The following is a 26,987-nucleotide window of genomic DNA, read 5'->3' on the forward strand; positions in this document are numbered from 1 at the left end:
TCTTAAGCAGCTCGTACAGGGCTGTCTGAAGGTTGGAAAACCTGAGAACACACGTTCCTGAGAATTCGATAAGAGCGAATGTCGGAAAATAAAGAAGAGCAAAAGCGGGAAGACATCGAAGCAGACGACGCTTCTGATACTCTTGACCCGCAACATACAGGTGCGTTCCGTTGGCTGGGACGCAGGCAAGTACGCCAACGCGTCTTTACGCGCTGGATCTCGCTCGCCGGTATCTATGCCTTTTCTTCTTTGACCCGCCGCATTCTGGTGCTCAACCTCGTCGGTCTTCTGGCGATGGTGATCTCCATTCTGTACTTGAACCAGTTTCAGGCCGGTCTGATCGATGCACGCGTTCAGTCACTGCTGGTTCAGGGCGAGATCATTGCAGGTGCCATCGCGGCGTCCACCACAAGCGATGGCGATTCTCTTATGGTTGATCCGGAGATGCTGCTGCGTCTGGAAGCTGGAGAATCCACCAGTGCTCGCTCAACGCTGGGAAGTCTGGACTTCCCGATCAACCCTGAGATTGTCGGACCTATACTCCGGCGACTGATATCGCCCACCAAAACACGGGCCCGAATCTACGACCCAGAAGGCATGTTGATGCTGGATTCACGCCAGCTCCATGCCCAAAACCAGATCTTCCGCTTCGACCTGCCACCACCGGACGAAAGCAAGGATCCCTTCTTCCAGAAGATGTGGGAGGAGCTGAAACTCTGGATCCGTCGTGGCGAGTACCCGCCATATAAAGAAGTAGGACGGACGGAAGGACGCGAATACCCTGAGGTCGAGGCCGCTCTGGCTGGTTCCCCTGCATCCGTTGTACGTGTTGGCGCAAAAGGCGAAATGGTTGTCGCCGTTGCCGTGCCAATTCAACGTTTCCGCGGTGTTCTAGGTTCACTGCTCCTGTCGACACAAGGCGGAGACATTGATGATATCGTCGCCGCAGAGCGCAATGCGATCCTAAAGATCTTCCTCGTTGCTGCTGTTGTGGTGATGATCCTTTCCGTGCTGTTAGCCGGCACCATCGCAGGGCCAGTCCGCCGTTTGTCAGAAGCTGCGCAAAAAGTGCAGTCTGCGATCAACACCCGAGAAGAAATCCCTGAGTTTGAAGATCGTTACGATGAGATTGGTCATCTGGCGCGTGCGCTGAGGAATATGACCAAGGCTCTGTATGGCCGTATGGATGCGATTGAGAGCTTTGCCGCAGATGTGGCACATGAGCTGAAAAACCCGCTGACATCCCTTCGAAGTGCCGTTGAAACACTGCCTTTGGCGAAGAACGAGCGATCACGCGAACGCCTGCTTGAAGTCATCCAGCATGATGTAAAACGTCTTGATCGTCTGATCACGGACATCTCTGAAGCATCGCGGATTGATGCGGAAATGTCTCGTGCAGAATCTCACGATGTTGATATGGCAACGCTGTTGCAGGCTGTCGTATCCATTGCCAATGAACGCGCTTGTGATGATATCGCCCATGTCGATTTGAAGTTTGAGCCATCCAAGACTGACAAGAATTTCCAGATGCACGGCAATGACCAGCGTCTCGGTCAGGTCATCAATAACCTGATCGACAATGCGCGCTCATTTGCACCAGAAGGAACTCCTGTTACAGTTACGGCCAAGCGCAAGAGCAACCAGATTATCATCTGGGTCGAAGATTCTGGTCCTGGTATCAAAGAAGAACTCCGCGAACGCGTCTTTGAGCGCTTCTATACGGATAGACCGGAATATGAGGGCTTCGGAAACAACTCCGGCTTGGGTCTCTCGATCTGCCGGCAGATTATCGAAGCACACCGGGGTGAAATCTCGGTCATGAACCGAACCTCTGAGGAAGAGGGGCAAGAGCCGAAAGTGCTTGGTGCCCGGTTCGTGATCAAACTGAGGGCCAAAACAACCTCATGACGACACTGGATCAGAAGCAAAGTGTACAGGCAGCAGAAGGTCAGGCGATACACGCGACCTGTCTGGTGGTTGGCACGAAAGGCATTCTGATCCGCGGTCCCTCTGGAACCGGCAAATCAGCGCTGGCGCTGGAATTGATACAGCGCGCGCATCTTAAAGGCAGTTTTGCAGCCCTCGTTGCTGATGATCGTGTCTACATTGCTGAGAAAAATAGTCGCTTAATAGGGTCTTGCCCAAATCCAATTAAGGGAAAGGCCGAGCTGCGAGGCTATGGCGTTGTCGATGTTCCTTACCTCGATGCTGCAGTAATCCATATGGTTCTGGATCTGAAAGCCCGAGAGGAAATCGATAGATTGCCGGAGGAGCAGGCGCAGACCTGTGAACTTTGCTCAGTCAAATTAATTCGACAACAAGTACCTAAAGAAGATCATTTAGCCGCTCTTCGGCTCGCGAATGCACTTATTTTTACTAATCCAGTGCACAACTATTAGCCCTCTGTGTATGAGCATGCTGATTTTTCTTGCACTGCAGCGTGTCCTTCAACAAAGTAGGATTGGAATAACCTAAGAGTAGACACTCTGTTAGTTCGCGGGAAATATATGATTGGTCTAGTTCTTGTCACCCATGGTCGGTTGGCAGAAGAGTTCAAATCGGCTCTTGAGCATGTTGTAGGTCCACAGGACCGGGTAGCAACCATTAGCATCGGCCCAGATGACGATATGGAACAACGTCGTCAGGACATCCTGCGTTCCGTTGAAGCTGTCAACGACGGCTCTGGCGTTGTCCTTCTTACCGACATGTTTGGCGGTACGCCTTCTAATCTCGCTATTTCTGTGATGGATGGTGGTAGCGTTGAGGTCGTAGCTGGTGTAAACCTGCCGATGCTCATAAAACTGGCAAGCGTTCGAAATGAAAAATCGCTCGCCGAAGCGGTAGAAGAAGCCCGCAGTGCAGGACAGAAGTATATCTCCGTAGCTTCGCAGGTCCTGTCCGGGCAAGGCTAAGAAAATATGGATGAATGCACAGTGTTAGCTCGCGATCTGACCATCGTGAACACCCGTGGTTTGCACGCGCGCGCCTCAGCTAAGCTGGTCAAGCTGGTTGAGACTTTTGATGCCCATGTAAAAGTTTCCAAAGACGGCCAAACTGTTGGTGGAACCTCCATCATGGGACTGATGATGCTTGCAGCCAGCACAGGCTGCTCGATCCACGTTGTCGTAACCGGCAATCAGAAAGAAGAAGCCATCTCCGCGATTGCGCATCTGGTGGAAGATGGTTTCGGTGAAAGAGACTAAATAAGTCAAGCATCTAGAGGATCGCATGAAAAAGCGCCCAGCTTCACGTTTGTTGGTGGTTGATCCTCAAGACCGAATTCTCCTCTTCAATTTCAAGTTCGATAAAGGCCCTCTCAAAGGCCAGGACTATTGGGCCACCGTTGGCGGTGGTATTGAGCCGGGTGAGAGTTTTGAAGATGCCGCCCGCCGCGAACTTCTGGAAGAAACCGGAATCACCGAACCTGTCGGTGAGGTGATCCACGTCAGAAGAGCGGTTTTTCAGACACCATCCGGTGAGATGGTAGATGCTGAAGAACATTTTTTCTTTGTCACGGTTTCTGACTCGAAAATCGACTATTCCAACCACACAGAGATAGAAACTCAGGTAATGAGAGAGCATCGCTGGTGGACGCGGAAAGAACTCGAGACAACATCTTTGACAGTCTTCCCTGAAAATATCCTAGAAATTCTAGAGCCTTATCTACCCAGAAGCGCATAAAGCATTCTGCGCGCCTGCGTTTGTTTGTATTTTAGGCTGATATAAAGAAACCTTTATATCTTTATTGCTTTCTGACTTCTCTGTGATGTATAACAGCATGCAGTGGGCGCTCATTTTGCGAGCACTCATCAATCACGCGGGAGGGGACTATGGGCCCGGGCTTTCAGGAAGATTTAATGACTGCGTCTAACGATTACTACGTCAAAGACATCTCACTTGCAGAGTGGGGTCGTACTGAAATTGAAATTGCCGAAACCGAAATGCCAGGCCTGATGGCTTGTCGTGAGGAATATGGTGCAAGCAAGCCTCTCAAAGGCGCACGCATCGCTGGTTCCCTGCACATGACCATCCAGACAGCGGTTCTGATTGAGACCCTCATTGAGTTGGGCGCAGAAGTTCGCTGGGCATCTTGTAACATCTTCTCCACGCAAGATCAGGCTGCGGCTGCAATCGCGGCAGCTGGTATTCCGGTGTTCGCTGAAAAAGGCGAAACCCTTGATGAATACTGGACATATGCGGACAAAATCTTCGATTGGGGCGACGGCCAAACCGCAAACCTCATTCTGGATGATGGCGGCGACGCAACTCTGATGATTCTTCTCGGCGCAAAAGCAGAGAAAGACCCATCCGTCCTCGACAACCCGTCTAATGAAGAAGAAACCGCTCTCTTCGCAGCGATCAAGCGTCGCCTCGAAAAAGACCCGGGCTTCTACTCCAAAGTTAAGGGCAATATCCAGGGCGTCTCCGAAGAGACAACCACGGGTGTTATGCGCCTTTATGAAATGCAGAGAAAGGGCGACCTGCCATTCCCTGCAATCAACGTGAACGACTCTGTGACCAAGTCCAAGTTCGACAACCGCTATGGCTGCCGTGAGTCTCTTGTAGACGGTATCCGCCGTGGTACCGACGTAATGATGGCTGGCAAGGTGGCTGTTGTTGCTGGTTACGGCGACGTTGGCAAAGGCTCTGCGCAGTCTCTGGAAGGCGCTGGTGCCCGTGTGATCGTGACTGAGATCGATCCGATCTGTGCGCTCCAGGCTGCTATGGACGGCTACGAAGTGAAGACGATGGAGCAGGCCATCGGTGAAGGCGATATCTTCGTCACCACCACCGGCAACAAAGATGTCATCACAGCTGACCACATGCGCGACATGAAAGACATGGCGATCGTCTGTAACATCGGTCACTTCGATAACGAGATTCAGGTTGCTGCACTGCGTAACTACAAATGGCGCAATGTGAAGCCACAGGTCGACCTGATCGAGTATCCAGATGGCAAGCGTCTGATCCTTCTCTCCGAAGGCCGTCTGGTTAACCTTGGCAATGCGACAGGTCATCCATCCTTTGTGATGTCCGCCAGCTTCACCAATCAGGTTCTGGCGCAGATGGAGCTGCACACCAAAGGCGACGACTACAAAAACGAAGTCTACGTGCTGCCAAAGCATCTGGATGAGAAGGTTGCGCGCCTGCATCTTAAGAAGCTTGGTGCAACCCTGTCTGAACTGACTGACGATCAGGCCAACTACCTTGGTCTCGACAAATCCGGTCCGTTCAAGGCAGAGCACTACAAGTACTGATAAGCGTCCATCGCAATTGCTGTTAACGCTAAGGGACTTAGCGTTAACAGCTCCATGAATTCTACTAGGCCCAATAAGCGCACTTTCAATATATTGGGGGTGCGCTTGTTGGGCTTACTACAGATTGTAGTGGATGATTATTTCGCCCACAGAATTTGTTTACTTTTTGTAAAGATCCTCTTCTTCCCAAAAATCAATCAGGTTATGTTGATTGTCGAATCAGTCGTTAAGTTAGGCAGTTGAGCGACTTATTCGCGATTCGTGACACCAATGCGGCGTGTGATGCGAATCTGAGGCGGCGAAGAAAGGGGCACAACATGCCAGCATCCTGGCATAAACACGCGCGTGTTAACGTGCTGTGGCGTAGAAGGTTTAGACTCGTTCTGAACCTGATGGGCGTTGCTGTGTTTGCTCTCCTGGGTGCTGCTGGTTTCTCTCAGGCTATGGATATTCTGCCAGCTCTTTCAGGTAGTTCTGTTGACGCCTTCAAGGTTGTCTGGGTCGCGGCAACGGCCGGCATCGCCTTGTACGCAGTCGCAGCCTCCGTTGTGCTTGTCCGCATCCGCAGGAATGACTCTTTGTCCATCCTGCAATTGCGTCAGGACCGAGCCGATGCGATGGCGCGCATTGACCGCCTTGAAAGCTTGCTGGAAACAGAAGACAGTCTCCTTTTAGTCTGGGATGGTGAGGCCAAACATCCCGGTGTTGCCGGGCATCTACCTGAAAACCTTGAACTTGCAGGCGGCCTTTCGCAGCTCGTCGAGTTTGAGACATGGTTGGACGTCAAATCCGCCGAGGCCCTGCGCGCTTTCTTGGAGCATTTGCGCGGCCATGGTGAAGTCTTCCGGTTAACCTTAACGACCACCGACGGGGTCTATCTGGAAGCATCCGGCCATACAGCAGGTGGATTGGCAGTCCTGCGCCTGCGTGATTTGACCGGAGACCGTCAGCTCAGCGCCCGCCTTGCTGAGCAAAACAAAGAACTGCGCGAGCAGATCTCCTCGCTTCATAGCCTGTTGGATGCACTGCCGGGGCCTGCATGGCAGCGCGACAACCATGGCCAGCTCGTCTGGGTCAACTCAGCTTATGTGGATGCTGTCGAGGCCGAAAGCACCCGCACTGTGGTTGATGAACAGATCGAGCTTCTGGAAGCTAAAGGCCGCAACAAACTCAACATGATGCGCCAGACTGACGGTGTCTATCATTCGCCAATGCCAGTTGTGGCAGCGGGTGAACGGCGCGTCTTTGAGTTGACTGACGTGAATTCTGAGCATGGCAATGCCGGTCTTGCTCAGGACATTTCCGAGCTTGAACGTGTACAGGGGCAGCTTCGCCGCACACTAGAGTCCCATACGCGCACGCTCGATCAGCTTCAAACACCTGTGGCCGTGTTTGGCGCTGATCATCGTCTCCAGTTCTACAATGCAGCCTATCGCTCCCTATGGGATATCGATCAGAGCTTCCTGGAGACCAAGCCGGAAGAAGGCGAGCTGCTCGACGCCCTGCGCGCAGCTCGTAAACTGCCAGAGCAGGCTGACTATCGTGGTTGGAGAAACAAACATCTGGAATGCTACCATGCCTTGGATGCACAGGCGTATTGGTGGCATTTGCCAGATGGACGGACCCTCCGCGTGATCGCCAGCCCGCATCCGCAAGGTGGTGTGACGTACTTCTATGAGAACGTGACCGAGCAGTTGGATCTGGAAAGCCGCTTCAACGCACTCACCCGGGTACAGCGAGAAACGCTCGACCACCTGACAGAAGCTGTCGCCGTGTTCGGCTCCAACGGACGCATGCGCCTGTCTAACCCGGCCTTTGCCGAGGTCTGGGGCCTGTCTCAGGAGTTCCTCGAAGCAGATCCGCATGTCAATGACCTGCTGGACACCTGCAAGGAGCTGATGGGTGAGTCCGATCGTTGGCAAGAGCTCGCCCGTGGCGTAACAGGCCTGTCCGACAACCGCACCAGCGTTTCTGGTCGCATGGAGCGGATCGACGGGTCTGTTATCGACTACGTCACCGTACCGCTGCCAGATGGTGGCACGCTACTCACCTTCGTGAACGTCACTGATACGGTCAACGTGGAACGTGCCCTCCACGCCACCAATGATGCGCTTCAGGAAGCCGACCAGCTCAAGAACGCCTTTATTCAACACGTGTCTTACGAGCTGCGATCTCCGCTGACCACCATCATCGGCTTCGCTCAGTTGTTGGGTGATGCCAAGTTCGGCGATCTGTCTCCGAAGCAGGAAGAATACACCGACTACATCCTGTCATCCTCGTCTGCTCTGCTGCACATCATCAACGACATCCTTGATCTGGCAACCGTTGATGCCGGCATCATGGAACTCGAAATCTCCGAGGTCGATGTTGCGCAGACGGTATCTGAAGCTGTCGAAGGCCTGAAAGATCGTCTGGTCGAATCCAACATCACGCTCCGCACCCACATGCCTGAGGGTATTGGCCATCTCAAAGCAGATGAGCGTCGATTGCGTCAGGTTCTCTTCAACCTGCTCTCCAACGCAATCAGCTACTCCAACAAAGGCGGCTTGGTAGACATCAGCTGCCAGCGAGAGGAAAACGAAATCCGCTTCCGCATCAAGGATCATGGTGCAGGCATCCCTCAGGAGATGCTGGATCAGGTCTTCTCGCGCTTTGTAGGCCGCGGTGCAGGTGGAAATCGTCAGGGCGTTGGCCTTGGCCTGTCGATCGTGAAAAGCTTTGTCGAGCTCCACGGCGGTAAAGTCGATATTTCCTCCGCCGAAGGGCAGGGCACCACAGTGGATTGCACCTTCCCGCTTGAGCCGCATGTCCATTCGCTGGAAGCGGCGGAATAACTCATCCTTCAGTTTTCGGTCAGATAAATGCCTCTGGGGCTTGAGTTCCCTTGCTGGTTTTGGCAAGTGCTTACACTTGAGGAATTCCGAGCGCGTCGTGTGTCTGCAAATGAACGCGACCTGCTCTAATAGATTGGTACGTATCCTTGGTAAGTAAGTTCAGTCTTTCTTTAAGGGGACGCTTGGAAAGTATAGATTAGAGCATTCTGCGTGAGCGCGATTATGTGCAGCTGCTCTTGAGGCGAATTGTATGAAGGTACTTCTCGACAATCAGAGAGCAACAGAGCTCTTTGCTGCGGATTTGGCTGAGCTGCTGAAAGAGGGAGACGTACTTGCTCTTTCCGGAGATCTGGGCACGGGCAAATCCACTTTGAGCAGAGCACTGCTGCGGCATCTGGCAGCTGACCCTCATCTGGAAGTCCCAAGCCCCACTTTCACGCTCGTTCAAACCTACGACCTGCCAAGAATGTCCGTCGCTCATCTCGACCTCTACCGCATTGAAGAGTCGGAAGAGCTGGAGGAGCTTGGGCTCGACGAATATCTGGAAGCCGGAGTCGCGCTGATTGAATGGCCAGAGATGGGAGATCCATCCTACTGGCCGGAAGCGCTGGACCTGAAGCTGACAGAAGGCACCGAGCCAGACACCCGCGAGATCACCCTCACAGCCAACTGCGAAAGCTGGCAGAACCGCCTTGACCGCCTCGCCGCCCGCCGCGCTCTGCTGCAAAAATCTGGCTGGATTGATGCCGAGCGTGAGCATGTGCAGGGCGATGCCTCCATGCGGACCTATTTTCGACTTCACAAAAACGGTGAGACAGTCGTCTTTATGGATAGTCCGCCAACTGGGCCAGAGCCGCGTCTGCCCACTGGCAAAACCTATGGCGAAACCGTGCATCGCGCCAGGGACGTTACTGCCTTCTTCGCCGTCGGCAACGCCTTGGCGGATCATGGGTTCCGCGTACCAAAACGACTGGCCGCCGACCCGGAAAACGGATTGGCGCTGCTGGAGGATTTCGGCGACCAGATTATCACCGAAAACGGTGAGGCGGTTAAAGAGCGCTACGAGCTGGCCATTGATGATATTGCCCGACTCCACAGCTGCGACTGGCAAACAGGGCTGCAGGCGGATGGCAAACCCCATCAGCTGAAACCCTGTGATTTCGAAGTGCTGATTACGGAAGCTGACCTCTACCTCCAATGGTATCTGCCTTACGCCAGTGGAGAGCCTGCAACTGAACAGCAAGGCCGCGACTACGTTGAAGCGTGGCGAGAGCTGCTGGAGCCAGTCCTTCAGAGTGAACCGACGCTGCTTTTACGGGATTACCACAGCCCGAATATCATGTGGTTGCCAGAAGCATCAGGCCTCAATAAGCTGGGTCTTATTGACTACCAAGATGCAATGATGGGCCCCGCGGCCTATGATGTCGCCTCGCTCGTGTACGATGCACGCGTGGACATGCCAGCCGGCCTGCAGGAGCATTTACTGCAGCGATATTGCGACTTGGCAAGAAAACATAAACCCATTTTTGATGAAATGGCGTTTCGGAATGCTGTTGCTGTGTTGGCGTTGCAGCGCAATGCCAAAATCCTTGGCGCGTTTGTACGTCTTGATAAGCAGCTCGGAAAACCTAAATACATGGAGATGCTTCCTCGCATCCGCAATTATGTGCGGCAGTGCTTTGCACAATTAGGGGAAGTAAAACTCAAACCCATGTTCACTGTCATACTCTCGTCAAATGAGACGAGCCAAAGTGGCGACTGAAACAAGAGAACAAAACGACAGAGACAACGAGATGCCTAAAGAAATTTCCTTCCACCCCAAATCGGCAATGGTTTTGTCCGCAGGGCTGGGTAAACGTATGCGGCCCCTGACGGCGACAACCCCAAAACCTCTCATCGAGGTGGACGGTAAGTCGATGTTCGCGCGCGCAGCATCACGTTTGAAGGATGCTGGCCTCGAAACCTGCGTTGTCAACGTGCACTACCTCGCAGACCTTGTAGAGGCCCATGCCCGCAGGTTTGAAGGCTTGGATGTCAAGATCTCAGATGAACGCGAAGAGCTTTTGGATACCGGCGGCGGCATTAAAAAAGCCCTACCAATTCTGGGCACCGATCCGTTCATCCTGAAAAACTCCGACAGCTTCTGGCTGGAAGGGGTAAAGCCGAATCTGGATCTCCTCGTAGAAACCTGGGATGACAATCAGATGGATATGCTGATGCTGCTCGCACCAGCCGTCAATGCGGTTGGTTACGACGGCAAAGGCGACTTCCTGATGGACGATGAGGGCAAACTGGAACGCCGCGATGAGCGCTCAGTGGCACCTTTCATCTACTCCGGTACCGCGATGATCCATCCACGGCTGTTCAAGGATACGCCGGAAGGCCCATTCTCCCTCAATCTGCTGTTCGACAAAGCGATTGAAAATGGCCGCCTCTTCGGTGTCGAAGGCGATGGCCTTTGGCTGCACGTTGGAACGCCCCAAGGCCTCGATGACGCCGAACGCGCCATCGCCAACAGCGCAAACTAATCTAAAAACAGGACAGGCCCGCCAAATTGTGCGGGCCACCTCAGCCAACCTCCCCCATAGCTGATGCGCCAATACTCAATGTATTTGGGAAACTTCCACAAACACCTGGGCTCTGGATACCGGATCACCGCTCCGCTCGTCCGGCATGACGGCAGAGGATAAATCGTGGGACTGAGTGATTCCATTCAGAAAATGCACCCTCTATGACGTCATCCCTGACTTGATCAGGGACCCATAACCCCTTGAGTTTGCGGATTAACAGAGCACATCCCACAAAGAATATGCCCTAAATCCAATCCCCATCAACGCATCAAAAAACACACACGCAAAACGCTGGCCTGCGGGCACACTTCGCCCGGCCGCAGACCAGCAGGACACTCATGAAGGGCTGTGCAAGGGTAGCTGAGGCAGCCCTTGGAGTGCCGTTCACAGTGATCTAATCAAGAGACACAATATTGGTTTCGACCGGTGGTGGAGAGGCGACGCTGCGTGTCGCGTGACCGGAAAGTCCTTTAGGGAAGGACGTGCCGGACAACGCATCGGTTAAAATTCCGCAGGTCTTATCAAGTGCCTCTAGGCGGTCAGATAATGCATGGTGCAAAGTGAAGAGAACGTCACGTTCACTGCTGTTCTTCATCCGCTCGCTCAGCACCAGATGCTGCATATAAGCAAGGTTCTGAAGATCAGAAACAGCAAAGTTCACGTCGTCAATTTCATTCTGAAGAGTATTTGTGGCGCCACAGGCGCATGCAGTGTCGTCCATAATCAAAGCCCTCACGTGGTTGGCTGTTGAATGAACCGCACGACATTGGGCTTTCGAAGGCCCGCTGGCGAGCGGGAGGTTCGAAACCTGACCACGGCAGGCGAGTTTATTCCCTCCCGAAGGAAGTATTGTATTCACCGCCCTCCCGCTCATAGCAAAGGGTTTGCGCCCTCAGAAAAAAGGCACAAAAAATCCGCTAGTTACGGGAGCGGGTACCGCGTGGAAAGAGGTTTCGAAGCCTCACATATGAATGTGGAATGGAACCGCCCACCTGTCAACGAAAAGTTGCAAAAGCAAAAGAACTGTTGCCGCTAGGATACGCTGGACACCAGCCAGCCTCTCCCTCGTCATCTCGCACAAGCGCAGCACGATGCAGGACCCTGAACCCCGTTAACAACACCAGCCCCCATGGCACTGGGTACCGGATCTCCGCTTCGCTTCGTCCGGCATGACGGTGATAGTGAGGTTTGGAAAGACTCGCACCCCTCCCGCCGTCTTCCCGCACTCGATGCGGGATCCAGAACCCCACCCACTAACACCAGCACTCATGGCACCACATAGCGGACCTCCGTCCCGCCAACGCGCACGCAGACAGGACCAGCCAACATGCTCACGTGCCACCCACACCAGCAAGACACGCTTCAATCTCTGCGACTGCAGTACCCACGCCGTCTTCGCTTTGCAGGTGCAAGGCAAGGTCACTCGCGTTTTTCTTCAGTGAAGCGTCATTGACTGCAAGGTGAATGGAGTGTGCCAACTTGTCAGCAGTTAAGGCTTTGCGGGGCACAGGTGGGGCGCCAACGCCCAGAGCAACACTCTTTTGAGCCCAGTAGGGCTGATCGCCGAAGAAGGGGCACAGAACGCAAGGCACGCCTGCGCGGAAACCTTGAGCAGTGGTTCCCATGCCGCCATGGTGCGCCACAGCTGCCATCTTCGGAAACAGCCACTCATGCGGAACATCAGAAACACTCAGGATATCGTCGCTCTCAATGGCATCAAACCCAGCCCAGCCAGTTGAGAGGACACCGCGAACATTCGCCTTTCGCAGGGCCTCAACAAGAACCTCTTGCAACGCTTTCGGGTCCTCAACTGTCATACTGCCAAACCCAATGTAAACGGGTGGAGGTCCACGCTCGAGGAAACTGCGCAGATTTGCTGGTGGCTCATAGTCCCCGTCAGACTTCAAACTCCAGTAACCGCTCATAACCGCCTCATCCGGCCAGTCCTTTGGCCGGGGAACAACCCACGAGCTGATCGCATGAAGCGTCTTGATTGGTAGGACGCCACGGGGAAACAAAACCTCATTGCGATGCCGGATTGCTGGCAGTTTCAGAGCCTTCGTGCGCAATTGATTGATTGATTTACGAAAAGCCGAATAAGAGAGTTTGACGAGTGCGTACCCCAGCTTGTTGTAGCCCGGTATTGGCAAGCGGGGCATCCCCGCCACAGGGAACTCGTTTGTTGGAACGATCATCGGCTGCAACAACCCCATCACAGCCGGAATGTTCAATGCTTCTGCAATATGAGGCGCAGCCATCACTTTGGGGTGGAAGACTATAAGATCAGGCTGAACGGCTTGGGCAGCCTGCCACGCATCACGGTTGAGCCCATCGTTCAGCCGTCCGGATTTCTTCGCGAGCCGTGTACCTGCTGCAACTCTCTTTAAGAGCCCGGATGATCCCTCCAGCGCCGCAATCCCGTCAGGAGTGGTCATCAGATCAATCGTGTCGTTCGAAAGTGGCTCAAACGCCAGACCGAAACTCTTGACCCAGTCACCATACTTTTCAGCACTGCTGAGTGTAACCGTGTGACCACGAGCTGTAAGCCCGCAGGTCAATGCGATAAAGGGCTCCACATCTCCGCGAGAGCCGTAGGTCAAAATGAGAATCTTAGCAGGCTGCAACATCCGGCAGAGTATAGACCGCTTTCAGTGCAATGCCATCAGGTTAAGCCCCGCCTTGCAAAGCTTACGCTCACCTCAATGGGACACTGGTTTTTCAGTTGCCCATTGAGGTAAGCGTGTAATTGGCACTTGTATCACGCAGGCACAGTCAGGTCCTGTGCCAACATCATCGCGTTGCCGTCTGGGTCGTAAAACGTGGCTGTGCTTACCATGCCCTCGATGGTTTCGGTCGCACCGTCAAACTTCACACCCGCAGCTTCCAAAGCACCGCGCGCACTCTCAATATCACCAATGCCAAAAACAGGAACGGTATTGCCGGGGGTAGGCTTTGTCTGTTCACCCAGCCCAAGTGTGACGCCAGCAGTTTTTGTCTTCATCTCACTCCAGCCAGCCTCATCAATGTGATGGATCAACTCAAAGCCGAGCATGGAGCTGTACCATTCAGCGCTCACATGGCGATCACGAACAGAAATGGCGAGGGTAATCGTATTTTCCAAAGAAACTAAGGACATCAAACTTTCCTTTTGTGAAAAAATAAAGTAACTATACTTTATGGACATTTCGACACTTGTCAAGCTCACTTCTCGGGCTTGGTCTCTAAACATTCTGGCCCTATTACATTCAGGGGTTCCCGGCAGGCAGGCTCCGTTGCTGGCCGCATCTGGTGCTGGCCGCACGTCATTCGCGGCCAGTCTTGAGCATCTCACCCAGCTCAAACTCTTGGAGAGGAACCCGGGCCATGGCCACCCACTCCGCCCGGAGTTCCGCTTGACCCCAAAAGGTGTCAAAGCCGCCGAAATCGCCAGCAGGATCGTGGCCGCAGTTCCCGATGAAAAGGAATTTGCCTTACTGCGCAAAAGCTGGACGGTTCCCATTCTGGCACTCACTGCTACCCCCCAGCGCTTCTCGGGAATAAGATCAGACCTGACGACAATCACCGACCGCGCATTGTCAGCCTCGCTGGTTCGGCTGGAAGAGCGGGAATGGATCAAACGCGACATCAACATGTCCGAGCGCCAACCATTCCCCACCTACTGTGCTGCAAACACCGGCATCCAAATCAACCACGCAATTGACCTGCGGGCGTGAGTGAGGCGTGGGATTGGCCCCTGAAAATACAGGGACACAAAACGCATTCCTGCAGTTGCGTATTGGCGATGTGTCATTGCAACATGAATAAATTACAAGCCCTCACACAAGGGCCACCAAGTGATTTAGTTGAATGGATTTCTCGTAGAGACGCGTATGCAACCAATTTTCAGCGCAATATTAAAGGATCAGATTAATTTTCTTCTGTTCCGCCCAATCAAGCCGCCACTGGGCAGGTCTTATTCAGCCTACTTAGCTTGGGGCTTGCTCGTCACCTGGTTGGTGGGCATCGGTCGTTATTGGGATCATCCCTCCGCAGAGCTGTGGCAATATGCAGGCTTAGGCTCGGTTTTGTATATCTATGTCTTGGCTGGTCTGGTTTGGGCTATAGCGCAGCCTTTGAAACCTAAGAACTTCAGCTATAAAAATATCCTTCTATTCATCAGCCTTACCTCACTCCCTGCCGCTCTTTACTCCATTCCTGTTGAGCGCTTTATGTCGCTAGGAAATGCGAAAGTTGCGAACATGCTATTTCTTGCTGTTGTCGCAAGCTGGCGAGTCGCATTACTGGCAGTCTTTTTGCAAAGAGTTGCCAAACTTAGTGGCAGAGCTGTTTTCGTGGCAACCGTTCTGCCTTTAACATTGATTGTGACAGCGCTTGTTGCCCTCAATCTGGAGCACGCTGTATTCGAGGTCATGGGTGGGTTACGTGATGAGACATCGAATGATGCCGCCTATTTCATCATGATTGCAATCAGCACTCTGTCCATAATAGCAACACCTATTTTCGTGATTTGGTACGGCTTCTTGGTTTACTTTGCGCATAAGAAACCAGCTTCACCATGAAACTCGCGGGGATATAAAACCGCGCCGTGCTTTTTGCTGTGTGATCCGCTGAAAACTGAACTAAAAAGGAGCATTCGGTTCTGTTCAGGAGGCTCCGGTGGCGGCCACCCCAAATATTTTCAGCGTTTCCCCATCCACGCCATTTCTGCAGGCAACTGTGGAAGCGTTGCTCTCTGGGCAGTTGATCCCCGGATTTCAGGCGGACGATAACCCGCTGGCGCTGGCTGACGTCACCATCTACGTGCCAACCCGCCGTGCTGCCAGAACTCTGCCAGATGTCCTGCGCAGAGCTTTAGGCTCTAAAGCCGCCTTGCTGCCAAAGATCCTGCCACTTGGTGATGTGGACGAGGAAGAGCATATCCTGAAAGGTCATGGAGACGGCGAGGCGCTGCCACCCGCAATGTCCACCATGGAACGAAAACTGGCCATGACCCGCCTTGTCTGGGCGTGGAAAGGCCAGCTCCGTCGCCAGATCCTTCAGCTTAAAGAAGATGATCCTGCCCGCGTTCCAGCGTCCTCCGCTGATGCTGCATGGCTTGCGGGCAACCTGCTCACGCTTATGGATGAAGTGCAGACAGAGGAAGCCAGCTGGGCAGAACTGGGCAGTCTTGTCCCTGACGACCACGCCGAATACTGGAAGATCACGCTTGAGTTCCTGAAGATCGTCACCGACCTGTGGCCAGAGCACCTCAAAGCCATCGGCATGATGGATCCGAAGGAGCGTCGCTCAGCCCTCATCCGCGCAGAAGCCGCCCGCCTGCGCACAACATCGCCACGCGGTCCGGTAATTGTAGCTGGTGCAACCGGTTCCTTCCCAGCCACCGCCGAGCTGATGAAAGCCGTGCTGAGCTTGGAGAACGGAGCCCTTGTGCTTCCGGCGCTCGATATGGGCATGGATGCCGAAAGCTGGCAGGCACTTGGCAGCCCGACAGAACCACAGCGCGTTCCCGGCCACCCGCAGTACAGCCTCCGCCAACTGCTCCTTGCGCTGGGCATAAAACGAGAAGACGTCACACAGCTGGGCGCACCGCAAAGCGAAGCTCTGCGTTTGCGCTGCGAGATCGTCAACGAAGCACTCCGTCCGGCAGAGACAACGGAAGAGTGGCAGAACTTCTTCACCTCCCAGCTGGCAGAGCACAGAGAGACCGCCTTCGCAGGCACGCAGCTGATCACAGCGCGAAACGAATCCGAAGAAGCGCTCTCCATTGCGCTGCTGCTGCGTGAAGCGGTGGAAGCAGGCAAAACAACCGTGCTGATCTCACCGGACAGAACACTGGCCCGCCGTGTGGCTTCAGAGCTGACCCGCTGGGGCATCATCGTGGATGACACCGCTGGTCGCCCGCTGGAGCAAACACCGCCCATGGTGCTTGCCATCCTCACCGCAAAGCTCGCCCTGCAAGGCCTCGATCCCGTCAACCTGCTGGCTCTGCTCAAACATCCGCTCGCCTTCCTCGGTATGAAGGCCAAGGAAGTCCGTTCCGCCGCCCGTGCATTGGAACGCGGTGTCCTGCGTGGCCCGCATCCAAGGCCGGGCCTCAGTGGTCTGCGTGAAGCAGTGGCCGCAGCTCATGATCTGGCCATGGAAAAGGCCGACAGACCAGTTTCCCGCTGGCGCAAGCTGGTGGAAGAAGACTGGAACGCTATCAACACCCTGCTGGACCGTCTGGAACAAGCCCTCGGCCCACTGGAAGCCCTGCTGCAAAACCCAAATGAGATCCCGGTCGAAGACATCATCAAAACCCATGTGGATGCAGTCCTGCTGCTTGGGGCTGATGAAAACGGCTCCACGGAAGAACTGTTCAGTGGCGAAAACGGAAAGGCGCTTGCCGAAACCCTGACGTCCTTGCTGGAAGCTGATGCAGCTGGCCTCTGCGTGCCTGCCAATGAATGGCCCGGCGTGTTTGGCGCTCTCATCACCGGTGGGTCCGTCCGCTCCCGCACACCTGCCGATCCCCGCATCCATCTGCTCGGACCCATGGAAGCCCGTTTGCAGCGCTATGACCTCGTCGTCCTCGGCGGACTGAACGAAGGCACATGGCCGCAGCGCACCCGTAACGACCCATGGCTCAACCGCCCCATGAAAGGCCAGATCGGCCTCGATCCGCCAGAGCGTAAAATAGGCACCTCCGCCCACGATTTCCTCTGGAACCTCGGCGCGCCGGAAGTGGTGCTCTCCCGCTCTGAGCGTGTAGATGGCTCCCCAACCGTCGCCTCCCGCTGGCTCCAGCGCATCGTCACGCTGGCAGGCCAAAGCGTAGAGCAGCAAATGCGCGCCAAAGGCAAGCGCTACACCGAGCTGGCTCTCGTGCTCGACCGCTCCGAAACACCAGTCCGCCCGGCCAAGCGCCCTGAGCCAAAACCGCCAGTGGAAGCGCGTCCAGTCCAGCTCTCCGTGACCGCCATCGAAAACCTGATCCGCGATCCGTACCTCATCTATGCCAAAAACGTCCTGAAGCTGGATGAAGTTGACCCAATCGGCGGCGAACCGGGCGCTGCCGACAAAGGCAACATCATCCACGATGCCCTCGCAAACTTCCTTGAGGATTGGGATGGGCCATTCGACGACAAGGCAGTTCTAGCACTAAAAACTGAAGGTGGCCGTCTGTTTCGCCCACTGGATGCCTTCCCAGCCATCCGCGCCCTGTGGTGGCCGCGCTTTGAGCGCATTGCAGAAGAGTTTGTTGCGTATGAAGGTGAAGTCGCACCCAAAATCTATGACCGTTTCCTTGAGGAGTACGGCAAAGTGGAAATGCAACGTCCGGAGCGCAACTTTACGCTCACAGGTCGTGCAGATCGCATTGACCAGTTGAAAGACAACAGCTTGCGCGTGGTGGACTACAAAACCGGCCAGCCGCCCTCCGCCAAACAGGTGGAAGCGCTGCTCTCACCACAACTGCCACTGGAAGTCGCCATGATCCGCCGTAAGGGTTTTGAGGATCTGCCCCACGACATGCCCATCTCCGACATGCTCTACATCCAGCTCAAAGGCGGCAGCGATGCTGTGAAGTTAGAAAGCCGTGTGCCAAAGGAAAGCACCGCCGAAGAATTGGCAGAAGAAGCATGGAAACGCTTGGAACAGCTCGTCGCGGCCTATGAAAACCCACGCAAAGGCTATCTCTCCAGAGCACGTGTGCTGAAGGAGAGGGAATGGGCCGCCTCCTATGATCACCTTGCCCGCGTGCAGGAATGGTCCCTTGGAGAAGACGGGGAGGATGCATAATGGATATTCCGGCAAAAACCCTCGACAGCCAGCAACGCGCAGCGCATCCTGAAAATTCTGCATGGGTGAGTGCAAACGCAGGCTCCGGCAAAACCTTCGTGCTTGCCCGCCGCGTAGTCCGCCTGCTGCTGTCCGGCACTGATCCATCCCGCATCCTCTGCCTCACCTTCACCAAGGCAGCAGCGGCGGAGATGGCAACCCGCGTATTCGATTCCCTCGCCAAATGGACACAGCTGAGCGATGCTGAGCTGTCTGCTGAGATTGAGGACATCGAGGGGCGTCCAACCTCTACCAAGCAGCTGGCCAACGCCCGCCGCCTCTTCGCCAAAGCACTGGAAACACCGGGCGGTCTGAAGATCCAGACCATCCACGCGTTCTGCGAAGCGCTGCTGCACCAGTTCCCGCTGGAGGCCAATGTCGCAGGCCACTTCTCCGTGCTGGATGACCGTCTTGCGGAAGAGCTGCTCAATGAGGCCCGCGCCAGCGTTCTGCACAGCGCAGAGATTGAGCCGGACTCCGACATCGGGTCAGCTCTGTCCCAGCTTATCGAGCTATTACCGGATTCAGGCGTCGAGAAAGCTCTCTCCGAGTTGATCAGCCGCCGCGATGCGTTTTATCGCTGGGTTGCTCCTTATGGTGACCTGGAAAGCGCTGTTTCCGCGCTATACGCTGATTTCTCCGTCATGCCGGATGATGATATATCTGGCTTTGCATCTGCGTTGCGACGGAATGTTTCTCTCTCTGACGACGAAGTAAAAGCGTTTGCGGAAGCCTTACGCGTCGGCTCCAAGACAGATCAGGACCGCGCGGCTGCTCTGGATCAGGCCATCACGCACAAAAGCGACGAAGCCTGGCGCATCGCATGGTTGAAAATCTTCCTCACCGGAACCCTTAGCCCGCGCAAGTCTCTCGCCACCAAGAAGGTTCAAACAGCCTTCCCGGAAGTGGTCGAGCGCTTGTTTGCCGAGCAAATGCGCGTATTGGAGGCTCTGCAGCACCTGAATGCCGTCATAACGGTTTCTGGAACCAAAGCGATCCTCACCCTATCAGATGCGGTTCTACGCTATTACGAGACGGAAAAACTCCGTCGCGGTTATCTCGATTTTGAAGATCTGGTGGTTAAATCTGCGCAGCTCCTGTCCCGCGCTGAGGCCGCTCAATGGGTGCAGTACAAACTGGACCAAGGCCTCGACCACATACTAGTTGATGAAGCACAGGACACCAGCCCACGCCAATGGGAGGTAATCCGCGCGCTGGCAGAAGAATTCTTCGCTGGAGACAGTGCACGAGAGAAAGTCCGCACCATCTTCGCGGTGGGGGATGAGAAGCAATCCATCTACTCCTTTCAGGGCGCTGTTCCGGCTTACTTTGCTGAGATGCGCAAGTTCTTCGCCCGTCGGGCTCAGGAAGCACAGAAGAACTTCGAAGGCATCGAACTCAACCTGTCCTTTCGCTCTACACCGGATGTGCTGGGCGCGGTCGATAAGGTGTTCGACACACCGGAAACCTATAAAGGCCTGTCACAGGACAACGTAGCGCCCGTGCATGAAGCCATCCGCCACAACGATCCGGGCCGCGTCGAAATCTGGCCACTGGAAGAAGCCGTAGAAACGCTGGAACCAGACGACTGGACCCAGCCGATTGATGCCATCGGCACCGGCAACCCCATGCTGCGCCTTGCCACCCGCATAGCAGAGCAGATCAAGGACTGGGATCAACGCAAAATCGCCGGTCCGGGGGATGTTTTGGTACTGGTCCGCAAGCGCGGCCAGTTTGTGGAAGCGCTCAACCGCGAGCTCAAACGCTTAGATGTTCCCGCAGCCGGTTCTGACCGCCTCGTCCTCACAGACCACATCGCCGTCAAAGATCTCGTTGCGCTGGGCCGCTTTATTCTGCTGCCAGAAGATGACCTCTCTCTCGCCTGCGTCCTCAAAAGCCCGCTCTTTGGCTTGGTTGATGATGATCTCTTCGAAATCGCCCACGAAACACCGGGTGTCCCAAGACCGGGCACCCTCTGGCATGAGCTGCTGAGAAAATCCGAAAACAGCGAGAAGTGGCAGGAAATTCGCAAGCAGCTGGTTGTCTGGCGTGACCGCGCCGACTTCGTTCCACCCTTCGAGTTTTTCGCCAAGATCATGGGAACCGACGGCTATCGCCAGAAGTTCCGAGAGCGCCTCGGCACGGAAGTCGATGACGTGCTTGATGAGTTCCTTTCATTGACGCTCACCTATGAAAAGAGCGGCACCCCCGGCATGGAAGGCTTCCTTGCGTGGCTTGCCGAAGCGCCAACTGAGATCAAACGCGAGCTCAACGCCGCCAAAGGTATGGTCCGCATCATGACGGTCCACGGCTCCAAGGGATTGGAAGCGCCCTACGTTATTCTCGCTGATGGCTGCAACGCACCCGTCTCCAGCCTGCATGCGCCGGTGATGGTTGAAAAACAGCGGGCAGGGGATACGCAGGCCGCACCCGCTCTTGTCTGGTTGCCCAACAAGGCACAGCGCACCGAATGGCATGAAGAAGCGCTGGAACTGCTGGCAGAAGAGCAGAAAGAAGAGTATCGCCGTCTGCTCTATGTAGCGCTCACCCGTGCCAAGGATCGTCTTGTCGTGTGTGGCTGGTCACCAAAGCGTGGCCCGCATGATGAATGCTGGTACACACTTACCCGCAACGGTTTGATTGAGGAAGCACGCGAACAGACAGATGCCAACGGCGAAGTGTCAGCGTGGATCTGGACCAAGAATGGCATAGAAAAGCCAGAGCCGATCCTGCCGCAAGCTGAAAAGATTGAGAGCCGGAAACAGGCTGTTATGCCGGACTGGGTCTCGACAAACGTCAGCACGCCTGAGCGTATCCGCCGCGTAAAACCATCTGCCGCCTTTGAGGAGATGGAAGCAAAAGAGAACATCGAGCAGCAAGATCCGAAAGATGCTCTGGAAGCAGCCCGCCAGCCAGAAGACTGGCCGCTGGTCCGTGGTCGTATCGTTCACAGACTGCTGGAGTTCCTGCCCGATCTGTCCGATGAACAACGCGTGGCATCTGCTGAAAGGTTCCTTGCCAGTTCCCTGCCAGAACGGTTCGAGGACAAAAAAGAACGTCTGCTGGATGATGTGTTGGGTACGCTGAGCAACCCAGAGTTTGCAGAGCTGTTCAGCGCCAATGGCAGAGCTGAAGTTCCAATACAGGGTATGCTCACGGGAGAGGATGGCAAGCCGGTTGAAATCTTCGGTCTGATTGACCGTTTGCTGGTCAATGACAAAGAAGTGATTATTCTCGACTTCAAGACAAATGCCTACGTCCCAAGGAGCGTGCACGAAGTCTCCGAAACGTATGTTGCGCAGCTGGCTGTTTATAGAAAATTGCTTTCTGAGCTTTATCCTGATCGGAGAATAAGAGCGCTGCTCCTCTATACGTCAGGTCCCCATTTGGTAGAAATACCAGTGGAACTGATGAAATCTTTTAAATTCTAGTCGAATGTTGAGAATTCGTTCGCTTGACGCTCGGCACTTGCGTTCTTACTTTCAGGGCAACAGAGTTTGCTCAGTTGGGGCGACTCAACCTGCACTATGAAAAGAGGCAAAAATGGCCACTGTGAATGTTGAAGACGGTAACTTCGAAGCTGAAGTACTCCAGAGCTCGACCCCTGTTCTCGTAGATTTCTGGGCGACCTGGTGTGGTCCTTGTAAAATGATTGCGCCGTCCCTGGAAGAAATCTCTGAGGAAATGGCTGGTCAGGTCAAAGTTGCTAAGTTGGATATCGACAGCAACCAGCAGAGCGCAATGAATTACGGCGTTCGTTCTATCCCAACCATGATCCTGTTCAAGGATGGTCAGCCAGCTGCAACCCTCGTAGGCGCACAGCCTAAGGGCAAAATTGCTGATTGGATCAAGCAGTACTCTTAATTTTGAGGGTATCTGCAACGAAATGCTGAGTAAAATCGGGCATTCTGAGGATCTCCGGTCATGGAAGTGGCCGGAGGTCTTTTGTTTTTGTCAAACAGCGACTAAATAAAGACCGGATAGATTTTTGCGCGGGCGCCTTAGGGCAGCCCTTGCAGTGCTTTGCTCCATGGTAAAAAGAGCAAGTTTTAAGAGACGGGATGACGATGAGCGATCAAAATAAAACTCCGCAGGCAGAAGAGCAGGTAAATCCGGAAGCTGTGGTTGACGAAACTGCGAATGGAGCCGAGCAGGCAGAAGTTGCTGCGGAAGTAGATCCAATCGAGGCGCTGAGAGAAGAAAACGCTGCCCTGAAGGACCGCGCTTTGCGCACCATGGCAGAGATGGAAAACCTGCGCCGTCGGACTGAAAAAGAAGTTAAAGACGCCAAAGCCTACGCAGTCGCAGGCTTCGCGCGCGACATGCTGGTGGTCAATGACAACCTTGGTCGTGCAATCGATGCATTGCCAGATGACGCACGTGAAAACGACGAAAACCTGAAGGCGCTGGTTGAAGGCGTTGAAATGGTAGAGCGCGAAATGCTCAACCATCTGGAAAAACACGGTGTGAAGCGTCTTTCACCTGAAGGCGATAAGTTCAACCCGCACTTCCATCAGGCGATGTTTGAAGTGCCGAACACAGAAGTTCCAAATAACACTGTGGTTCAGGTTGTTCAGGCTGGCTATGTCATCGGCGAGCGCGTCCTGCGCCCTGCAATGGTTGGTGTCTCCAAAGGCGGCCCAAAAATCGCTCCAGTTGCCGACAAAACAGCAGAGCCAGGCTCCACAGTAGACAAAGAAGCCTAAACACCAAAGCCCTCAAAACACCGAGGGCTTCTCAAAGAATTTCAAAACGGAGGTCGATACACGGTCTCCGTTTTTTGTTGCGGTGATGCCTGAAGCTCTGCAAGAAACGCAGGGCTGATTTGAAGTTCTCGGCGCTGTCCCCAAACGCTTCACAGGATCTAAGGCTATTTAAATCTCACAAATGAAGTAGTGTAGTTCTCCGGTTGATTTTTTAAGATGGCTGTCTAATACCAGCAGACTTGAATTCAACGACTTTGCGGGCATGACGTAGATGCATTCTGAGATCTGGCAGTACCTGGACTTTTTTGGCGTGGCCGTATTCGCCGTGACTGGTGGGCTGGTCGCTGCACGTCTGCGTCAGGATTTTATCGCTTTTCTGTTCTTTTGCTCTTTGACAGGTATCGGTGGCGGCACCCTGCGGGACACCCTGCTTGATGTGCCGGTCTTCTGGATCGAAGACGAGAGCTACCTCTATGTCTGTGTGGCCGTCTCAATTGCCATGTGGTTCATCGCTCATAAGGTCGAAGCATGGGGCCGCCCGTTGCGTTGGCTCGATGCGATTGGTGTCGCGTCCTATTCGGTAATGGGCGCTGCAAAAGCGATTTCACTGGGTGATACTGCCGCGGTTGCTGTCCTCATGGGTGTTGCTACGGCGACATTTGGTGGAATCCTGCGCGATATCATCGCTGGCCAGCCATCTGCACTGCTGCAAAGAGAGATCTACCTTGCGGCTGCGCTTGCTGGTGCGATCACATACACCTCTACGCTCATGGCAACAGGAGAAAGCAACCTCGCTGCTGCTTTGGGTTTTGCTGCAGCGATGATTTTACGTGGTGGTGCAATAGCAAAAGACTGGCATTTGCCCAGCTACACACCACCAAAGAAGAAAGACATGGATGAGCTGGACTAAGGTCCTCAGCGAGAGCGTAATCTTGAAAAGCGGCTCTGATTTGCGGACAAGACTACGCGCGCAATAAAGAACTAGAGCTACGCGCCTGCACGCCACATGCTCTAAACGCGCAAATAAACGTGTCCGGCAACGGCAAGATCAGCCAGAGCCGTGCCCGTTGACTTAAACAGCGTGATTTGCTCGTAAAAGCGCCGGCCTGCGCGGTCGCCCTGACACAACTCCGCCAGATCAGACGCAATGTCCTGCAGGCTCAGAACGCCATCGGCGAGCGGCTCTTTGAGATCACCAGCGGTTGTTGGGGTGTTGTCATAGCTGTCCAAAAACAGCCGCGCCTGTGAGATAACCGTATCATCGCACTCACGCTGATCAGCATGCATGGAGCCAACCAGATCCAGATGCGTTCCCTCTTGTAGCCATTCCCCTTGAATGATCGGCGTGTTCGCACTCGTCGCACAGCACACAATATCTGCGCCTCTGACAGCCCCACCCAGTTCCGTTGTCGCTGAAACCTTAAAAGGTTGCCCCTGCATATGCTCCACCAACTGCTGAGCAGCAGCAGGGCTTCTGTTCCAGACCAGAACCTCCTTGATGGGGCGGACAGAAGCATGCGCATCAATCAGATAAGGTGCAAGGTTTCCAGCACCCACCATCAGCAAACGGGAAGAGTCTTCGCGCGAAAGATACGAGGATGCCAGCGCCGATGTTGCAGCTGTGCGCCAGTTGACGAGCGCTTTGCCATCCAGAAGCGCAAGCGGCGTCCCCGTTTTGCCAGACTGCAAAAGATACACACCAGCAACAGCAGGTGCGTCATGCTCCAGTGATGTGGGAAGACAACTTTCCAGACGCGTGCCAATAAACCCGCGCTCAACAGTGTCTTGAGCCGCAAAGTCATGCCATGCAGAAGAGATGGTGAGAGAGCCGTTATCAAGGCCGGTTGGACGTGCAATTCTTTGTGTGTGCGGGGAAGGGGCCACCACACCAACACGAAATGCACGTCTCAGCGTCTCAAGAAGATCGCGAAAGCTCATCACCCCCTCAATGTCCTGAGCTGTGATGATCCGCATTCGCAATCCCCGTGTTAAACGTCAGGGCAGAGTAATAAAGCGGTTAGGCTGCTTTTTTATGGTCTGGTGATGGCAGACCGGGTGCAATGTCACCCTGTGCCACCTTACGCAGTGAATCCGCTTCATGTTTCAGTTGGTTCGCTTCGCGTCGTTGAACACGAGCCTCTTTACGAAACCGTCCTTGTCGCATCCAGGTCGCCACTCCGCCAAGCATCACGCCCAGTCCAACAGCGCCAAACAGCAACCAGAAAACCGGGATGTTGAACGTCAACATCGGGTCCTCTGGGTTAAAGGGGTTAAGCGAAATCAGCGTGGAATGCCGGTTCGCAACCGCAAGGACAACAAGTAGAGCTGCTATAGGTATAAGCAGCAAATTCCGAAAGAAACGAGCCAATGTATTACTCCAGGATCAGTCGTCTTCGCCGTGATCCGTACCGTCGTTCAGTCGTTCGCGCATTTCTTTGCCGGTTTTGAAGAACGGAACGAACTTTTCGCCAACTTCAACTTTTTGGCCAGTTCTTGGATTGCGTCCAACGCGTGCCGGGCGGTTCTTCACTGAGAACGCACCAAAGCCACGCAGCTCGACGCGGTCACCGCGCATCAGCGCTTCAGTAACTTCATCAAGAATGGCGTTTACGATATTCTCTACATCGCGTTGATAGAGATGCGGATTACGCTCCGCAATAGTCTGTACTAATTCCGATTTAATCATGCTTTGCCCCCCCAAGTGCTGAGACTGTTGCCGCATCCGGAGCCTGCCAAACAGACACGAGACCGTCAAGCGGTAGGCTTGAATCTACGACACTTTTTGCTGTTTTGAGAAGTGAGATGACCAAATTCTGGTTCTCACTACCCAAAAAGCCTAATAAATTTGCAGGGAACGGGAGTGACCGCTCGTCTGATTCTGGTTTCCAGTCGATTATTTCCAAATCACTGGAAAGTCCTTTTTCGTCAATAAGCCACTGATGCGCGGCCTGCTCGCCACCAATCTCATCGATCAGTTCAAGGTCTTTTGCCTGGTGCCCGGTGTAAACCTGACCGTTCGCCAGCTGAAGTGCACGCTCTTTAGAAAGGCCTCTGCGTTCTGCAACAAGTCCAACGAACCACATATAGGTATCGTCAATCAGTTCCTGCAAAGTTTCCTTCACTTCAGGCGTGGCTGGCTCATAAAAGTTTGGCTCAGCTTTCAATGGTGCGCTTTTAATCGCATCCATTTCAACGCCAATCTTTTCGAGCAACCCTTTTGCATTGCCATACTGGAAGAGAACACCGATAGAACCGGTCAAAGAGGTGTATTGAGCAACAAGGTGATCACTGGCAATTGCGGAAAGATAAGCAGCTGAAGCACCAAGCGTCGTGATGGACGCTGTCAAAGGCTTCTTCTCAGCAATCTTGCGCAGCGCATTGTAAAGCGCTTCACCACCGGAAGTGGTGCCACCGGGAGAATTAATGGAGACGATGACGCCTTGCACGGTGTCATCTTTTGCGATTGCTTCAAGCATCTCCAACTGGCGGCGATCATAGGTGATCGGTCCGTTGATTTCGATGCGAGCAATATGCTTTTCAGAACGGGCAAGCTCACCAAGGCCAGTTGCCTCAGCGCCTCCCCACAACAGCAAAGCTGCAAGTGCTAAAAAACTAACGACGCGCCAGAACGAAACTTTACGTCTCAGGCGTCTGCGATCAATAAGAACGTCACTGTCTAGACTCATGGGGTCTTCCCGGTCAAACTCATTTAAGCGACTATAGGGAAACAATACCTAAGCTTTTGAATAAGCCAAGTGTTCTTTCTCTGCAGACGGTAAAAACACGACCATAAATTAAGCT

General features: G+C 54.2%; 23 protein-coding genes. 16 read left to right on the forward strand and 7 right to left on the reverse strand.

Going from position 1 to position 26,987, the window contains the following annotated elements; genetic code table 11:
- The first annotated feature begins 78 nt into the window (after positions 1-78).
- From PsAD13_RS03210 to PsAD13_RS03250, 9 genes are all read left to right on the forward strand, one after another.
- A complete protein-coding gene (locus tag PsAD13_RS03210; protein ID WP_057462960.1) occupies positions 79-1,908 on the forward strand; it encodes a sensor histidine kinase in 1,830 nt (609 codons plus the stop codon).
- The gene (locus tag PsAD13_RS03215; protein WP_063306100.1) at positions 1,905-2,399 is read left to right on the forward strand and encodes an HPr kinase/phosphatase C-terminal domain-containing protein; all 495 of its coding nucleotides are present in this window, start codon (positions 1,905-1,907) and stop codon (positions 2,397-2,399) included. The genes PsAD13_RS03210 and PsAD13_RS03215 overlap by 4 nt, the downstream gene beginning before the upstream one ends.
- A gap of 108 nt (positions 2,400-2,507) precedes the next feature.
- A complete protein-coding gene (locus tag PsAD13_RS03220; protein ID WP_057462958.1) occupies positions 2,508-2,912 on the forward strand; it encodes a PTS sugar transporter subunit IIA in 405 nt (134 codons plus the stop codon).
- A gap of 6 nt (positions 2,913-2,918) precedes the next feature.
- Entirely contained in the window at positions 2,919-3,203 is a 285-nt protein-coding gene (locus PsAD13_RS03225) for an HPr family phosphocarrier protein (RefSeq protein WP_057462957.1), read from the forward strand.
- Between the two features lie 25 nt (positions 3,204-3,228).
- The gene (locus tag PsAD13_RS03230) at positions 3,229-3,681 is read left to right on the forward strand and encodes an NUDIX domain-containing protein (protein WP_063317243.1); all 453 of its coding nucleotides are present in this window, start codon (positions 3,229-3,231) and stop codon (positions 3,679-3,681) included.
- Between the two features lie 176 nt (positions 3,682-3,857).
- A complete protein-coding gene (gene ahcY / locus PsAD13_RS03235; protein ID WP_057463237.1) occupies positions 3,858-5,258 on the forward strand; it encodes an adenosylhomocysteinase in 1,401 nt (466 codons plus the stop codon).
- A gap of 317 nt (positions 5,259-5,575) precedes the next feature.
- A complete protein-coding gene (locus PsAD13_RS03240) occupies positions 5,576-8,092 on the forward strand; it encodes a PAS domain-containing sensor histidine kinase (RefSeq protein WP_208981636.1) in 2,517 nt (838 codons plus the stop codon).
- Between the two features lie 250 nt (positions 8,093-8,342).
- The gene (gene tsaE / locus PsAD13_RS03245; RefSeq protein ID WP_063317244.1) at positions 8,343-9,854 is read left to right on the forward strand and encodes a tRNA (adenosine(37)-N6)-threonylcarbamoyltransferase complex ATPase subunit type 1 TsaE; all 1,512 of its coding nucleotides are present in this window, start codon (positions 8,343-8,345) and stop codon (positions 9,852-9,854) included.
- A gap of 31 nt (positions 9,855-9,885) precedes the next feature.
- Positions 9,886-10,620 (forward strand): nucleotidyltransferase family protein, encoded by a 735-nt coding sequence (locus PsAD13_RS03250; protein WP_063317381.1) that lies wholly within the window; start codon positions 9,886-9,888, stop codon positions 10,618-10,620.
- A gap of 436 nt (positions 10,621-11,056) precedes the next feature.
- Here PsAD13_RS03250 and PsAD13_RS03255 read toward each other — a convergent pair whose 3' ends face one another.
- The 3 genes from PsAD13_RS03255 to PsAD13_RS03265 form a co-directional block, all read right to left on the reverse strand.
- Positions 11,057-11,383 carry a hypothetical protein gene (locus PsAD13_RS03255; protein ID WP_063317245.1) on the reverse strand — a complete coding sequence of 109 codons (327 nt, stop codon included), beginning with the start codon at positions 11,381-11,383 and terminating at the stop codon, positions 11,057-11,059.
- Between the two features lie 610 nt (positions 11,384-11,993).
- The gene (locus PsAD13_RS03260; RefSeq protein ID WP_206599759.1) at positions 11,994-13,262 is read right to left on the reverse strand and encodes a glycosyltransferase; all 1,269 of its coding nucleotides are present in this window, start codon (positions 13,260-13,262) and stop codon (positions 11,994-11,996) included.
- A 158-nt stretch (positions 13,263-13,420) separates the two neighbouring features.
- Entirely contained in the window at positions 13,421-13,798 is a 378-nt protein-coding gene (locus PsAD13_RS03265) for a VOC family protein (protein ID WP_063294230.1), read from the reverse strand.
- Between the two features lie 136 nt (positions 13,799-13,934).
- Here PsAD13_RS03265 and PsAD13_RS03270 point away from each other — a divergent pair, with 136 nt between their 5' ends.
- From PsAD13_RS03270 to PsAD13_RS03300, 7 genes are all read left to right on the forward strand, one after another.
- Positions 13,935-14,375, forward strand: a complete 441-nt coding sequence (locus PsAD13_RS03270) for a winged helix-turn-helix transcriptional regulator (RefSeq protein WP_208981637.1) — start codon at positions 13,935-13,937, stop codon at positions 14,373-14,375.
- Positions 14,376-14,531: 156 nt separating this feature from the next.
- Positions 14,532-15,221 (forward strand): hypothetical protein, encoded by a 690-nt coding sequence (locus PsAD13_RS03275; RefSeq protein ID WP_063306106.1) that lies wholly within the window; start codon positions 14,532-14,534, stop codon positions 15,219-15,221.
- A gap of 97 nt (positions 15,222-15,318) precedes the next feature.
- Positions 15,319-18,441, forward strand: coding sequence for a double-strand break repair protein AddB (gene addB / locus PsAD13_RS03280; RefSeq protein ID WP_063317247.1), 3,123 nt, complete (start codon positions 15,319-15,321; stop codon positions 18,439-18,441).
- Positions 18,441-21,911: a double-strand break repair helicase AddA gene (addA, locus tag PsAD13_RS03285; RefSeq protein WP_063317248.1), complete on the forward strand. Its 3,471-nt coding sequence runs from the start codon at positions 18,441-18,443 to the stop codon at positions 21,909-21,911. Before addB ends, addA begins: the two co-directional genes overlap by 1 nt.
- Positions 21,912-22,023: 112 nt before the next feature.
- Positions 22,024-22,344 (forward strand): thioredoxin, encoded by a 321-nt coding sequence (gene trxA / locus PsAD13_RS03290; RefSeq protein ID WP_063286502.1) that lies wholly within the window; start codon positions 22,024-22,026, stop codon positions 22,342-22,344.
- A 197-nt stretch (positions 22,345-22,541) separates the two neighbouring features.
- The gene (gene grpE / locus PsAD13_RS03295) at positions 22,542-23,186 is read left to right on the forward strand and encodes a nucleotide exchange factor GrpE (protein ID WP_084404312.1); all 645 of its coding nucleotides are present in this window, start codon (positions 22,542-22,544) and stop codon (positions 23,184-23,186) included.
- Between the two features lie 271 nt (positions 23,187-23,457).
- The gene (locus PsAD13_RS03300; RefSeq protein WP_063317249.1) at positions 23,458-24,096 is read left to right on the forward strand and encodes a trimeric intracellular cation channel family protein; all 639 of its coding nucleotides are present in this window, start codon (positions 23,458-23,460) and stop codon (positions 24,094-24,096) included.
- 101 nt (positions 24,097-24,197) lie between these two features.
- On the opposite strand, the gene PsAD13_RS03305 is transcribed toward PsAD13_RS03300, so the two are convergent.
- The 4 genes from PsAD13_RS03305 to sppA form a co-directional block, all read right to left on the reverse strand.
- The gene (locus tag PsAD13_RS03305) at positions 24,198-25,160 is read right to left on the reverse strand and encodes an ornithine cyclodeaminase family protein (protein ID WP_063317250.1); all 963 of its coding nucleotides are present in this window, start codon (positions 25,158-25,160) and stop codon (positions 24,198-24,200) included.
- A 43-nt stretch (positions 25,161-25,203) separates the two neighbouring features.
- Positions 25,204-25,434 carry a LapA family protein gene (locus PsAD13_RS03310; RefSeq protein WP_057462714.1) on the reverse strand — a complete coding sequence of 77 codons (231 nt, stop codon included), beginning with the start codon at positions 25,432-25,434 and terminating at the stop codon, positions 25,204-25,206.
- Positions 25,435-25,569: 135 nt separating this feature from the next.
- Positions 25,570-25,872 carry an integration host factor subunit beta gene (locus tag PsAD13_RS03315; RefSeq protein ID WP_057462715.1) on the reverse strand — a complete coding sequence of 101 codons (303 nt, stop codon included), beginning with the start codon at positions 25,870-25,872 and terminating at the stop codon, positions 25,570-25,572.
- Positions 25,865-26,872 (reverse strand): signal peptide peptidase SppA, encoded by a 1,008-nt coding sequence (gene sppA / locus PsAD13_RS03320; RefSeq protein WP_057462716.1) that lies wholly within the window; start codon positions 26,870-26,872, stop codon positions 25,865-25,867. Before sppA ends, PsAD13_RS03315 begins: the two co-directional genes overlap by 8 nt.
- Positions 26,873-26,987: the final 115 nt, after the last annotated feature.

The organism is Pseudovibrio sp. Ad13 (assembly GCF_001623225.1).
Classification (GTDB): domain Bacteria; phylum Pseudomonadota; class Alphaproteobacteria; order Rhizobiales; family Stappiaceae; genus Pseudovibrio.